Annotated in this window: 15 protein-coding genes; 9 read left to right on the forward strand and 6 right to left on the reverse strand. The window is 66.5% G+C overall.

Going from position 1 to position 12,486, the window contains the following annotated elements; genetic code table 11:
• The first annotated feature begins 1 nt into the window (after position 1).
• The 7 genes from AC1VV3_RS03480 to AC1VV3_RS03510 all read left to right on the forward strand — a co-directional run bounded on the left by AC1VV3_RS03480 (position 2) and on the right by AC1VV3_RS03510 (position 5,100).
• Positions 2 to 1,579 (forward strand): sensor histidine kinase, encoded by a 1,578-nt coding sequence (locus tag AC1VV3_RS03480; RefSeq protein ID WP_132263097.1) that lies wholly within the window; start codon positions 2 to 4, stop codon positions 1,577 to 1,579.
• Between the two features lie 2 nt (positions 1,580 to 1,581).
• Entirely contained in the window at positions 1,582 to 2,010 is a 429-nt protein-coding gene (locus AC1VV3_RS03485; RefSeq protein ID WP_431567032.1) for an HPr kinase/phosphorylase, read from the forward strand.
• A 149-nt stretch (positions 2,011 to 2,159) separates the two neighbouring features.
• Entirely contained in the window at positions 2,160 to 3,038 is an 879-nt protein-coding gene (gene rapZ, locus AC1VV3_RS03490; RefSeq protein WP_243840873.1) for an RNase adapter RapZ, read from the forward strand.
• Positions 3,039 to 3,093: 55 nt separating this feature from the next.
• On the forward strand, positions 3,094 to 3,501 hold the full coding sequence (locus AC1VV3_RS03495; protein ID WP_132263101.1) for a PTS sugar transporter subunit IIA: 408 nt from the start codon (positions 3,094 to 3,096) through the stop codon (positions 3,499 to 3,501).
• Positions 3,498 to 3,776, forward strand: coding sequence for an HPr family phosphocarrier protein (locus AC1VV3_RS03500; protein WP_132263103.1), 279 nt, complete (start codon positions 3,498 to 3,500; stop codon positions 3,774 to 3,776). The genes AC1VV3_RS03495 and AC1VV3_RS03500 overlap by 4 nt, the downstream gene beginning before the upstream one ends.
• Complete coding sequence (locus tag AC1VV3_RS03505) at positions 3,773 to 4,618, forward strand: TrmH family RNA methyltransferase (protein WP_431567033.1); 846 nt, start codon at positions 3,773 to 3,775, stop codon at positions 4,616 to 4,618. The genes AC1VV3_RS03500 and AC1VV3_RS03505 overlap by 4 nt, the downstream gene beginning before the upstream one ends.
• A 50-nt stretch (positions 4,619 to 4,668) precedes the next feature.
• On the forward strand, positions 4,669 to 5,100 hold the full coding sequence (locus AC1VV3_RS03510) for an META domain-containing protein (protein WP_431567034.1): 432 nt from the start codon (positions 4,669 to 4,671) through the stop codon (positions 5,098 to 5,100).
• 3 nt (positions 5,101 to 5,103) lie between these two features.
• On the opposite strand, the gene AC1VV3_RS03515 is transcribed toward AC1VV3_RS03510, so the two are convergent.
• The 3 genes from AC1VV3_RS03515 to recR all read right to left on the reverse strand — a co-directional run bounded on the left by AC1VV3_RS03515 (position 5,104) and on the right by recR (position 8,011).
• A complete protein-coding gene (locus tag AC1VV3_RS03515; RefSeq protein ID WP_431567035.1) occupies positions 5,104 to 6,714 on the reverse strand; it encodes a DNA recombination protein RmuC in 1,611 nt (536 codons plus the stop codon).
• 68 nt (positions 6,715 to 6,782) lie between these two features.
• Positions 6,783 to 7,352 (reverse strand): peptide deformylase, encoded by a 570-nt coding sequence (def, locus tag AC1VV3_RS03520; RefSeq protein ID WP_431567036.1) that lies wholly within the window; start codon positions 7,350 to 7,352, stop codon positions 6,783 to 6,785.
• A gap of 62 nt (positions 7,353 to 7,414) precedes the next feature.
• The gene (recR, locus tag AC1VV3_RS03525; RefSeq protein ID WP_132263112.1) at positions 7,415 to 8,011 is read right to left on the reverse strand and encodes a recombination mediator RecR; all 597 of its coding nucleotides are present in this window, start codon (positions 8,009 to 8,011) and stop codon (positions 7,415 to 7,417) included.
• A gap of 60 nt (positions 8,012 to 8,071) precedes the next feature.
• Here recR and fmt point away from each other — a divergent pair, with 60 nt between their 5' ends.
• On the forward strand, positions 8,072 to 8,983 hold the full coding sequence (fmt, locus tag AC1VV3_RS03530; RefSeq protein WP_431567037.1) for a methionyl-tRNA formyltransferase: 912 nt from the start codon (positions 8,072 to 8,074) through the stop codon (positions 8,981 to 8,983).
• Between the two features lie 3 nt (positions 8,984 to 8,986).
• On the opposite strand, the gene AC1VV3_RS03535 is transcribed toward fmt, so the two are convergent.
• Entirely contained in the window at positions 8,987 to 9,553 is a 567-nt protein-coding gene (locus tag AC1VV3_RS03535) for a cupin domain-containing protein (RefSeq protein WP_243654073.1), read from the reverse strand.
• A 96-nt stretch (positions 9,554 to 9,649) separates the two neighbouring features.
• Between AC1VV3_RS03535 and truA the strand changes: the two genes are divergently transcribed.
• A complete protein-coding gene (gene truA / locus AC1VV3_RS03540; protein WP_431567038.1) occupies positions 9,650 to 10,396 on the forward strand; it encodes a tRNA pseudouridine(38-40) synthase TruA in 747 nt (248 codons plus the stop codon).
• Between the two features lie 84 nt (positions 10,397 to 10,480).
• Here truA and cobS read toward each other — a convergent pair whose 3' ends face one another.
• Both cobS and AC1VV3_RS03550 read right to left on the reverse strand, forming a co-directional pair.
• Positions 10,481 to 11,473, reverse strand: coding sequence for a cobaltochelatase subunit CobS (cobS, locus tag AC1VV3_RS03545; protein WP_132263117.1), 993 nt, complete (start codon positions 11,471 to 11,473; stop codon positions 10,481 to 10,483).
• A 156-nt stretch (positions 11,474 to 11,629) separates the two neighbouring features.
• Positions 11,630 to 12,397 (reverse strand): winged helix-turn-helix transcriptional regulator, encoded by a 768-nt coding sequence (locus AC1VV3_RS03550; RefSeq protein WP_465128102.1) that lies wholly within the window; start codon positions 12,395 to 12,397, stop codon positions 11,630 to 11,632.
• Positions 12,398 to 12,486 lie beyond the last annotated feature (89 nt).

The raw sequence follows: 12,486 nt of genomic DNA on the forward strand, positions 1-12,486 counted from the left end.
GATGTCCAGCCCCACCCGCAAGCGGCGCAAGGCCCCTCTGCCGGTCAGGCTCGGCCTGTCCTGGCGCGTCTCCCTGACGGCGCGCATCCTCGCCGTGAACGTGATCGCCCTGGCCCTGCTGGCGGGCAGCCTGTTCTACATCGACAGCTACCGCCGCGAATTGCTGGACGAACGCTTCCGCCTGGCCCGCGCGGAAGCCGAAGTCGTCGCCATCACGCTGAACGGCGAACAGGCCGAACGCCGCCGCGACCTGATCGCCCGCATCGGCTCCGGCCAGGCCTTGCGCCTGCGCCTGTTCGACCGCAACGGCAAGCTCGCGGCAGACAGCTTCACGCTGGCCAGGCCCTCCTACACCCTCATCGATCCCGCCACGGAGCCCTGGTTCCAGGATGCCGCCCGCGCGCTGGACAAGGGCATGGACTGGGTCCTCGGCTCACCGCCGGTCGCCGATTACCACGATGCGCCCGGCGCCGGCGCCTCCGCCTGGCCGGAAGTGGCTGCTGCTCTTGCCAGCGGACGCACCGAAGTCAGCCACAAGGCCGCGCCAGACCGTACACCGGTGATCATCGCCGCAACCCCGGTCGGGCACCGCGGAGAGGCGCTGCTCGTCACCCGCAACGCGCGCGACATTACCGAAAACGTGCGCATGGCCCGCCAGACGCTCGCCATCATCGTCGGCGCTGCGCTCACCGTTTCGATCCTGCTCTCGCTGTTCCTGGCGCGCACCATCGTCGAGCCGCTCCGCAAGCTGGTCCGCTCCGCCGTGCGCGTGCGGCTCGGCCGCGACCGCAGCGTGATCGTGCCGCGCCTGCCCGACCGCCGCGACGAGATCGGCCTGCTGGCCCGCGCGATCTCGGACATGAGCGGCGCCCTGCGCCAGCGCATCGACGCGGTGGAGAGCTTCGCGGCCGATGTCGCCCACGAACTGAAAAACCCCCTCACCAGCCTGCGCAGCGCGCTCGAGAATCTCGACCGCGTCGATGAGCCTTCCTTGCGGCGCCAGTTGATCGGCATCGCCAAGGACGACGTGCGGCGGATCGATTTCCTCGTCACCGAAATCGCCGATGCCAGCCGCATCGATGCGGAGCTCAGCCGCACGACGTTCGAGCCGGTCGACATGCTCCGCCTCGTCCGCGCGCTCGTCGCGGAGCGTGAGCAGCGCGGCGTCAACGGCGCCTGCCCGGTCCGCATCATCCGCGAGGCCGACGGCGACCTCCTGGTTCCCGGCGACGCGTCGCGGCTGGAACGCGTGCTCCAGAACCTGCTCGACAACGCCATCTCCTTTTCGCCGGGCGGCACGCCGATCGAAGTCGCGGTGGGCCGCAGCGAGGGCCGCGTCACTCTCTCCGTGTCCGACCACGGCCCCGGCATCCCGGAAGCCGCCCGCGAGCGCATCTTCGAACGCTTCCATTCGCTGCGGCCGAACAGCGAGGAGTTCGGCAAGCATTCGGGCCTGGGCCTGGCCATCGCCCGCACCATCGTGGAGGCGCATTACGGCAAGCTGCGCGCCACGGACCGCACGGACGGCACGCATGGCGCACGGCTGCTCCTTTCGCTGCCCGCGTGGCAGGGGGAATGAAGATGACCGCGCCTTTCGCCCGGCAGTCCACCTGCGTCGCCATCGGGGACCGCGCAGTGCTGATCGAAGGGCCATCGGGCACGGGCAAGTCTGGCCTGGCCCTCGCGCTCATCGACCGCGGCGCCCGTCTGGTGGGGGACGACGGCATTCTGCTGCAAGCGGCAAGCGGCCGCCTCTGGGCGCGGCCGCACCCCCACACGCGGGGCCTGGTGGAAGTGCGCAATCTCGGCATTCTGCCCTTCCCCTGCGCCGACGAGGCGCCGGTGGCCCTGCTGGTCACGCTCGACCCCGCCGCGCCGCGTTTCATCGAAGCAGCGGATACCATCGACCTCGGCGGCATCGCCATACCTGCGCTGCGCCTTTGGCCCGATGCCGGGCCCCTGGCGCTGAAGGTTGAGCTGGCGTTGTTGCATTATGGTCTCACCGGGTGACAAACCTGTAAGATCGCCCCTTTTCTTTCCCCGCGCCGGGGCGCAAACAGCCCCGGATGCAGGACGATCTCCCCCCCGGAGCGGCTTCCCCGGCCCCTCTCGACCCGACTCAGCCCGCCCGCCGACAGAAAGTGTTGCTGGTGACCGGCATGCTCGGTGCCGGCAAGACCACGGTCCTGCGGGTGCTGGAGGATCTCGGCTGGGAAATCATCGACAATTTCCCGGTCCGTCTGCTGGAGCGCATGATCGAGGGCAAACCCTCGGACGACCCATCGCCGCTCGCGATCGGCTTCGATTGCCGTACCCGCGGTTTCAATCCGGAGCGGGTCATCGCACAGGTCAAAGCGCTGGGCGAACGCGCGGATCTGGAAGTCACCACGCTGTTCCTCGACTGTTCGAGCAAGGAGCTGGAGCGCCGCTTCAACGAGACCCGCCGGCGCCATGTCCTGGCGGCCGACGCACCGGTGGACAGCGGCATTCGGGCCGAGCGCGAACTGCTGGCGCCGCTGCGCCGCTGGGCCGACATCCTGATAGAAACCACGGAGTTCACGTCTAACGACCTGCAACGCGCGATTCGCGAGCGGTTCGCCACTGACGAGCCGGAAGACCTGACGATCACGGTGTCCAGCTTCGGCTTCTCACGCGGAATGCCCCCGCTGGCCGACTTCGTCTTCGACATGCGCTTCGTGGAGAACCCGCACTGGGATTCGGAGTTACGCCCGATGACCGGACAGGACGCCCCGGTGGGCGACTATATCCGCAAAGACCCTGCTTTCGACGAAGCATTTGCGCGGATTCGCGACCTTCTGCTGCTCCTGCTTCCGCGGTATCGCGCCCAGGGCAAGGCCTATCTCCACATTGCCTTCGGGTGTACCGGAGGGCGACACCGCTCCGTTTTTACCGCCGAGCAGATGGCAGCGGCCTTGCGCGAAGCGGGTTTTTCGCCCACATTGTTGCATCGCAACCTGGGCTCGCGGGCTGCTGATCTGCTCGAGGGGGGAAATTCTCGAAGGGGTCCGGTGGCGTGAAAGAAGATTATATAACCCGGTCGCATTCGCAGGAAATTCGGAGCCTAACCCCAGCATGATCGGCATGATCCTGGTCACTCACGGCAATCTTGCCGAGGAATTCGTACACGCGATGGAGCACGTCGTCGGTGACCAGTCCGCGGTCGCCACCGTCTGCATCGGTCCCAACGACGACATGGAGCGCCGTCGCAGCGAGATTGCCGAAGCGATCACAGCCGTCGACAGCGGCGAAGGCGTCATCATCCTCACCGACCTGTTCGGCGGCACGCCCTCGAATCTCGCGATCTCGCTGATGCAGGCCGGCAAAGTCGAAGTGATCGCCGGAATCAACCTGCCCATGCTGATTCGCCTCGCCAAGGCGCGTGCCTGCATGTCCGTGCGCGACGCTGCCGCAGCCGCGCGCGATGCCGGGCGTAACTACATCACGATCGCCAGCGAATACCTCGGGCAGGACGCCGCATGAGCGCTGCGCGTGAGACGGTGCTGATCGTCAACAAGCGCGGCCTTCATGCCCGCGCCAGTGCCAAGTTCGTCAACCACGTCGCCGAACTGCCGGAATCCGTGCTGGTCACCGTCGGCAAGGACGGGACCGAAGCGGCCGGCAATTCCATTCTCGGGCTGATGATGCTCGGTGCCGCCAAGGGCGACAGCATCGAGATCGCCTGCCAGGGCGAAGGCGCGCAGGATGCGCTTGCGGTCCTCGCCACGCTCGTGCGTGACGGTTTCGGCGAAGAATGACGCCTTCCGACCGCGCGGTCTACCGCCGCACCATTACCGGATTCTCCAACCCGCTGGTCAAATTCCTGCGCTCTCTGCGCGAGAAGAAGCACCGCAAGCGGGAGCAGCGCTTCCTGGCCGAGGGCCTGCGCCTTCTGACCGATGCCCGCGAATGCGGCATCGTGCCGGAGATGCTCGTCATGGCTATCGGCCGCGAACCACACCCTCTTCTCGATGCGCTCGAACAGGCTGTCGCGGAGGCTGGCGGCGATATCGTCGAAATGGACGAGGAAATTCTCGCCAAGGTCACCGGCAAGGACAATCCGCAGGCCGTCGCTGGCGTCTTCGCCGAGTTCGACACGCGCATTGCCAATCTAGACCGCGCTTCGGCCCCGATCTGGCTGGTGGCACAGGCCCTGCGCGACCCGGGCAACCTCGGAACGATGCTGCGAACGGGCGATGCCGTCGGTGCCGGCGGGCTGATCCTGCTTGACGACTGCGCCGATCCTTTTTCGGTCGAAGCGGTGCGCGCCAGCATGGGGGCGATCTTCACGCAAAAGATCGCGATCGCCCGGTGGGACGAATTCCAGGACTGGTTGCGGGCCGGCGATGGCCAGCTCGTCGCGGCCTCGCTGCGGGATCCCACGGATTATCGCCAGGCGCCTTACGCCGCGCCGTGCTTCCTGATGGTCGGCAACGAATCGCAGGGCCTGCCGCAAGCTTATGAGGAAGCCTGTGACTTGCGCGTCACCATTCCCATGCGCGGGCGGGCGGACAGCCTGAACGCCGCCGTGGCGGGTGCCGTGCTGGCCTACGAAGCCCTGGCACACCTTAACGGACCCCATCGTCAGGACGGTAACTGAAAAGGGCGTTCATCCGGGCATCATCTGGGACGTGTAGAGTGCGCCGCATCATGCGTGCCGCTCTGCTATCTCTCTGCCTCCTGTCGCCCCTCGCTGCCTGTTCCATACAGGGCGACGATTCGCCCCTGGCCCGCACGACCTGGCGCTTTGCCCTGATCGACGGGCAACGCCCCGAGTCCACGGATGCGCGCCTGACCTTCGAAGGACGCAAGGTGGGCGTTCAGGTCGGTTGCAACCGCATGGACGGCCCTTGGCGCATCGACGAGGAGCGCCTGATCGCCGGGCCCCTCGCCCTTACCGAAATGACCTGCACCGTTCCCGCCTGGGACCAGGAAAAGGCCGTGAACGCCCTGCTCGTCGCAACGCCCCGCTTCGCCGTCGAGGGCAATCACATGATCCTGCAATCGAGCGGGCACACGGCCGAACTGGTTCGCGAAGGCGGCCCCATCGAACGACCGACACGCACCGCTGACGGCAGCTGAGGCCTATTCGGCCGCTTCCGACAGGGGATTATCCTCTACGGCGGGCCTGGTCTCGGCAATGGCCTCGATCTCCTCGGCCACGGCTTCGGCACCATAGCGCGGCATTGATTCGATCTGCGGCACGTCGTCGATCTCACGCTTGCCGATCTCGATGTGCTTGTCGCGCAGGCGCCGGCCCGAACTGAGTACGTTGCGTTCGAAGCTGCCTACGAACTTGTTGTAATTGTTCACCGCCGATTCGAGACCCGCGCCCACGCGCTTCATGTGCTCGCTGGCCGTGGCCAACCGGTCGTAGAGTTCGCCGCCCATCCGGCCGATCTCGCGCGCCTCGCGCGCCAGGCCGTCCTGTCGCCAGACTTGTGCCACGGTGCGGGCGATGGCGACGAGATTGGTCGGCGTGGCCAGCAGCACGCGGTTGCGGAAGGCGAAGTCCCAGAGTTCGGGATCCTGCTCCAGTGCAGCGGCCACGAAGTGCTCGCCCGGCACGAACATGACCACGTAATCCGGCGCGTCCTCGAACTGGCTCTGATAGCTCTTGGCGCCCAGGGTCTGGACGTGATTGCGCATCGAGGCGACATGCTGGCGCAGCGCGGCGTCACGAGTCGTTTCGTCCTGCGCCTCGAAGGCCTCCTGATAGGCATTGAGCGAGACCTTGGCATCGATCACCAGGCGCTTCTGACCCGGGATGTTGACGATCGCGTCCGGCCGCAGTCGGCCTTCCTCGGTGTCGATCGAATGCTCGGTGACGAAGTCCGTGTGCTCGGCAAGACCGCATTGCTCCAGCACATTGCGAAGCTGCTGCTCGCCCCAGCGCCCTCGCGCCTTGGGGGCATTGCGCAGAGAATTGCCGAGCCGCTGCGCCTCCTCGCGCACCTTTTCCTGCCCTTCGCGCATCGACTGGATCAGGCCGGTGAGCTGGCCGAACGAATCGACCCGCTTGGCCTCGAGCGCGGATACCTGCAGTTCGTAGGACTTGAGGCGCTCGCCGACCGGCGCCAGCAGCGTGGCGATGCGCTCGGCATTGGCTTTCTCGCTCTCCTCGAACCGCGCCCCGGCGCGGCGCAGGAAAGCATCCTGCGCCCCTGCGAGCACCTTCGCACCCGCATTCTCGAATTCCTTGCGCAGCGCTTCCTGCGCTTGCAGCAGAAGCCGCTTCTGTTCGTCGAAATTGGCGGATTTTTCGCGCAGCGTCGCGAGTTCGGAAGCCAGTTCGCGCTGCTCGCGGCGCAAGCCATCGACCAGACCGGCATGCTCGGACCGCGTGCGTTCCAGAACCTGGGTCAATTCGCCGCGCGTGCGGTCCAGAATCTCGACATGCTCGAAGCGCAGGCGCTCAACCGTCTCCCCATGGTCCTTGCGCAGCTGGTCCACCGCCAGGCCATGTTCGGCCCGGGTGCGTTCCAGCGATGCCGCAAGGTCATCGGCCCGGCTGGCGCGCTCCGTGGCGCCTGCCAGGTCGCGAATCGCTGCCCGGAAGCGCTCGTCGAGATCGCGCGCCTCACGGTCGCGCGTCTCATGCCGCTGCCGCCATTCGGCGGCAGGTCGGGACCCGAAGAACCAGCCGGCACCAAGACCGACAACGAGCGCGAAAAGTGCGGCGACAGCGATTTCCATTCCGGAAGCCTATCCGGAACGTTTCAGGAACGCCAGCCCTTATCGGGGATTTTCCACCGAAGCGGAAATCACGCCGCCTTGCGCAGCTTGTCCAGCTTCTTGAGCGCCATCTGGCGCTTCAGGCGCGAGAGGTGGTCGATGAAGAGGATGCCTTCGAGATGGTCCATCTCGTGCTGAAGGCAGGTGGCCATCAGGCCTTCCATGTCTTCCTCGTGCACGGTGCCGTCGAGGTCCTGCCAGCGGGCACGGATGCGCGAGGGGCGCTCCACGTCGGCATAGATCTCTGGGACCGAGAGACAGCCTTCCTGGTAGACGGTATGCTCTTCCGAAGGATCGAGGATTTCCGGATTGATGAAGATCCGGGGCTCGTTCCTGGTCGGCTGGTGCGTGTGGTGATGATCACCGTGAGCGGTGCACACTTCCGGCTCGGCATCCTCGTCGTCCGGCTGAAGGTCGATCACCAGAACGCGCAGGGGAACGCCCACCTGGATGGCGGCCAGGCCGATGCCCGGTGCGTCATACATGGTCTCGAACATGTCCTCGACGAGCGTATTGAGCTCGTCGTCGAACTTTTCGACGGGGACCGAAACCTGCTTGAGACGCGGATCGGGAACTTCGAGGATTTCACGGATAGCCATGGGGCGCAGATAGTCGCGATGGCGGTTTTTCGCAAGATGGACGCTTCGATGACAGTGATCGGCTAGCTCACAGGCCGCCGTGCACGGATCGCCTGGGCCAGCGTACCCTCGTCCAGATAGTCGAGTTCACCGCCCACCGGCAGGCCGTGGGCAAGCTGGGTAATGCGCACCGGAAGCCCTTCAAGACGCTCGGCAATGTAATGCGCCGTGGTCTGCCCTTCGAGCGTCGCATTCATGGCCAGCACCACTTCGTCGATGCCGCCGGCCTCCACCCGCACGAGCAGCCGGTCGATCGTCAAATCTTCCGGGCGCACGCCGTCAAGCGCGGAAAGACGACCGCCGAGGACGTGATAACGCCCGGTGAAGAGCCGCGCCCGGTCGAGCGCCCAGAGGTCCGCCACTTCCTCCACCACGCAGAGCGAGCCGGCGTCGCGGCGCGGATCGGCGCAGATGCCGCAAGGGTTGGTCGTGTCGATATTGCCGCAGGTCGCGCACTCTACCAGCGCTTCCTTCACGGCGCCGAGTGCCTCCACCAGTTGCACCAGCGAGGTCTCGCGCCGCTTGATGAGCCAGAGCACGGCCCGCCGCGCGGAACGGGGGCCAAGTCCGGGAAGGCGCGACAGCGCGGCCGTAAGCGTCTCGATCTCTTGCGATGCCATGGCGCCGGGGATAGGGCCTCCGGAGCCTTAGAGGAAGTGTTTCGGAGATTTCCCCACACCATGCGTATCGTCTTCATGGGAACGCCCGACTTCGCAGTGCCCGCGCTGGTCGCGCTGGTGGAGGCCGGGCACGAGATCGTCGCGGCCTACAGCCAGCCCCCCCGCCCCGGTGGCCGGCGCGGCAAGGAGCTGACGCCCTCGCCCGTGCACAAGGAAGCGGAGATGCGCGGGATCGAAGTGCGGCACCCCGTCTCGCTGCGCAGCGCAGAGGAACAGGACCGATTCGCCGCGCTGGAGGCGGACATTGCCGTGGTCGCCGCTTACGGATTGTTACTGCCGCAGGCGGTGCTGGACGCGCCGCGCCTGGGGTGCCTGAACATCCACGCCTCGATCCTGCCGCGCTGGCGCGGGGCGGCGCCGATCCAGCGGGCGATCCTCGCCGGCGATCCCACCACCGGCGTCACCATCATGCAGATGGAGGCCGGGCTGGACACCGGGCCGATGCTGTCCACCCTGCGCACCACGATCGAGCGCAAGACGGCGGGCGAGCTGACAAGCGAACTGGCGGAAAAAGGGGCGCAATTGATGGTCGGCACGCTGCGCGACCTGGCCGTCCATCGCCACGTTTCCCAGCCGGAAGACGGCGTCACTTACGCAAAAAAGATCGACAAGGCCGATGCCCGGCTCGACTTCACGCAGACCGCCGAGCAGGTCGAGCGTCAGGTTCGCGCCTTCATGCCCGCGCCCGGCGCGTTCTTCGAACTGGAGGGTGAGCGCTACAAAGTGCTGGCGGCCGACGTCGCCGAAGGTTCGGGCGAGCCTGGCCTGACGCTCGACGAAGCGCTCACCGTGGCGTGCGGTGCCGACAGCGCCATCCGCGTGACCCGCATCCAGCGCGCCGGGAAGCCTGCTATGGACACGGCCGACCTGCTGCGCGGCCGGCCGATACCGGCAGGCACGCGCCTCGGCTGATCGTCACGACGGCTCGGGCGCCTGGCGCTCGGGCAACTGGCCGCCAGAGAGACGGGGAGCGGGCGGCGGCTCGTTCGCCCATCTGGCTTGCGCGTCGCGGACCCGTTCGGCGGCGCGGGCCCAGCCTGCCGGCGACTTGTCGCGCACCCGGATGTCGAAACTGTCGGTAGCGCGAAACTCCAGGACTTCCGCGCCCTCCGGTCCGGCCACATAGGCATAGGGCACCTCGCTGCCCACGAAGAAGCCGTCGCCTGCCGACAGCGTTTCGGTGCCGAGTTCGACGCTGCCCGCGACGATATAGTACAGGCAATCGCAGTCATGGCTGTGCAGCGGCAAGGCGAAGCCGCTCTTCAACTGGAGCCGCGCCAGGCTCATGCCCGGCCGGCGATAGGGCACGTCCACCCGTTCCCCGGTTTCCGGCCCGGCGCTCGCGAAGAGCGGCAGCGCCGCGAGCATGTTCGGCGCCTCACCTGCCAGGGTCATGCAGCCGCATTCGTCCAGCGAAAGCGCCGCGCCGCCGCGAAACGTCTCGAAGCGGGGCCGCTCGGCGATAGTCCTTTCGTCGCTCATCCTGCCTTCTCCCATGAAGCGCCCGTGAGGATGCGCCGCTTGCGGCCGTGAGCCAAGGCGTTTGCAGTCCGCGCACAGTCCTGTATCGGCGGCGCGATGACCCGCTTTGCCCTCACTCTCGAATTCGACGGCGCCCCCTACATGGGCCTTCAGCGCCAGGCGCACGGTCCTTCGGTGCAGCAGAGCGTCGAGGAAGCGGCTTTCGCCCTTACCGGCGAGACCACGAGCATGCATGCCGCCGGGCGCACTGACGCGGGGGTTCATGCCCTGGGCATGAGAGCCCATATCGACATCGCCAAACCCTTCACGCCCTTCCAGTTCATGGAGGGCATGAATGCGCGGCTGCGGCCTCATCCGATCGCGGTGGTCGCCTGCCAGATCGTGCCGGACGACTGGCATGCGCGATTCGCCTGCATCGGCCGCGCCTATGTCTATCGTATCGCCAACCGCCGGGCGCCGCTCACGCTGGAGCGCGGCAAGGCCTGGCAGGTGCCCAAGCCGCTCGACGCGGCCGCCATGCACCGCGCGGCGCAGACGCTGGTCGGGCTGCATGACTTCACGACCTTCCGCTCGGCCCATTGCCAGGCACAAAGCCCGCTCAAGACGCTCGACCGGCTCGATGTGCGGCGCGAAGGCGAGATGGTGCTGATCGAGGCCGAGGCGCGCAGTTTCCTGCATCACCAGGTCCGCTCGATGGTCGGCTGCCTGGCGCTGGTGGGCATGGGCCGCTGGACGGAAGCGCGCGTTGCCGAGGCGCTGGAAGCGCGCGACCGGCAGGCGCTGGGCCTGAATTCGCCGCCGGACGGGCTCTATTTCGTCAAGGCCATCTACCCGGACAGCTGACGAAGCCTTGAGGCGTCGCGATCCTAGGCGAGCATAAAAAAGGGAGGCCGCAGCCTCCCTTTTTCCTGTTTCGCAATTCGAAGGTCAGACTTTGCCGACCACGCTCTCGGGCAAGTCCTTGCCGAAGACGCGCTGGTAGTATTCGGCCACCATCACGCGCTCGGTCTCGTCGCACTTGTTGAGGAACGAGAGGCGGAAGGCGAAGCCCACGTCGTTGAAGATGGCCGAGTTCTGCGCCCAGGTGATCACCGTACGCGGGCTCATCACCGTCGAGATATCGCCGTTCATGAAGCCCTGGCGCGTGAAGTCCGCAACCTTGACCATGTTGGCGACGACCTTGGCATCCACCTGCGGCACCTTCTTGGTGACGATGTCGGTTTCTACCGGCTCGGGCAGGTAATTGAGGCCGACCACCAGGTTCCAACGGTCCATCTGGCCCTGGTTGATCTGCTGGGTGCCGTGATAGAGCCCCGAAGTATCGCCGAGGCCGACCGTGTTGGCGGTGGCGAACAGGCGGAAATTGCGGTCCGGGCGGATCACGCGGTTCTGGTCGAGCAAGGTCAGCTTGCCCTCGGTTTCGAGGATGCGCTGAATGACGAACATCACGTCCGGGCGGCCCGCGTCGTATTCGTCGAACACCAGCGCCACCGGGTGCTGGAGCGCCCAGGGCAGCAGGCCTTCGCGGAATTCGGTGACCTGCAGACCGTCGCGCAGGACGATGGCGTCGCGGCCGATCAGGTCGATGCGGCTGATGTGCGCGTCGAGGTTGATGCGGATGCACGGCCACTTGAGGCGCGCGGCAACCTGTTCGATGTGAGTCGACTTGCCGGTGCCGTGATAGCCCTGCACCATGACGCGGCGATTGTAGGCGAAGCCGGCCAGGATCGCGAGCGTGGTGTCCGGGTCGAAGACGTAAGTTTCGTCCAGATCCGGAACGCGCTCGTCGGCGACGGAGAAGGCGGGCACCTTCCAGTCGATATCGATTCCGAAAGTCTCGCGCACGTCGAGTTCGATGTCGGGAGCAGCCAGCACAGTGGCGTCTCGGTTCTCGGCTTTCATGGTCTCGGTCTCAGTCATCGTTGCACTCGCGTAGACAAGCGAGCGCTGCACCGCAACAGGCTTTGCGGCTTATGGGTAAAACCAGGGCGCGATGCCGACAGGCGCTGCTTCCGTGAAAGGTCGGGGTCGTCCGCCGCCAAGAGCATTGGTCACGCTTGTGATGGGCGACGGGCCTCAATCCCCTGCATCGTCGGCGCGCCCGAGTTTCCGCGGCAGCGCGAACAGATCGATGAAACGCGCAGCGAGTGCCGGGTCGCCCTCTATCGACAATCGCCCCCCCGCCTCTTCGGCCGAGCGCTTGCCATAGAACACCGGGAGAAAATCGGTCGCGGTTTCCGCAGCGAAGCGCAGATCGACAGCCCCGACCTCTTCCCCGGCCGGGGCGATGCCCAGTTCACCCTGCCCCAAAGTGCCGACGAAAGCCTGGCCGGCCACATCGAACACCACCCGCAAGGCAAGTGCACCGATCCGCGCCGGCTCGATCATCGTGCGCAGGGAAAGCATGAAGGCCACCGGCGTCAGCGGCAGGAAGGGGTCGTGTCCCGGCGAGCGCACCGCCCAGCGGCCCAGCTCCTGCATGACCGGCTCCAGCGCCAGTCCCCACTCCGTCAGCGCATAGACCTTGATCGAAGCCGGCGGCGGAAGTTCCGCGCGCCGCACGATGCCCGAAGCCTCCAGACTGCCCAGTCGCTCGGTCAATATTTTGGCGCTGATTCCGGGCAGCGAGGCGCGCAACCCGTTGAAGCGCCGCGGCCCGAGCATCATCTCGCGCACGATCGGCAGGGTCCAGCGCTCGCCCACGAGTTCCATGGCGAAAGCCGCGCCGCAGGCGTCGCGATACCAGCGTCCGTGCAATGCGGCCTGCGTGCTGGTATCTTCCGGTTCGTTCACCGCGCCGCCCGGCCGCTTCGACCCGGAGCCGGTTTCCTTTTTCAACTTCATAGTTGCTTTTTGTAACCTGATTGCCCAGGCTCCTGCAATAACGAATCGCCCGGTCCAGGGCGACACCGATCGGAGCCCGCAACGGGCGC

This window comes from Novosphingobium sp. BL-S-34 (assembly GCF_056857015.1).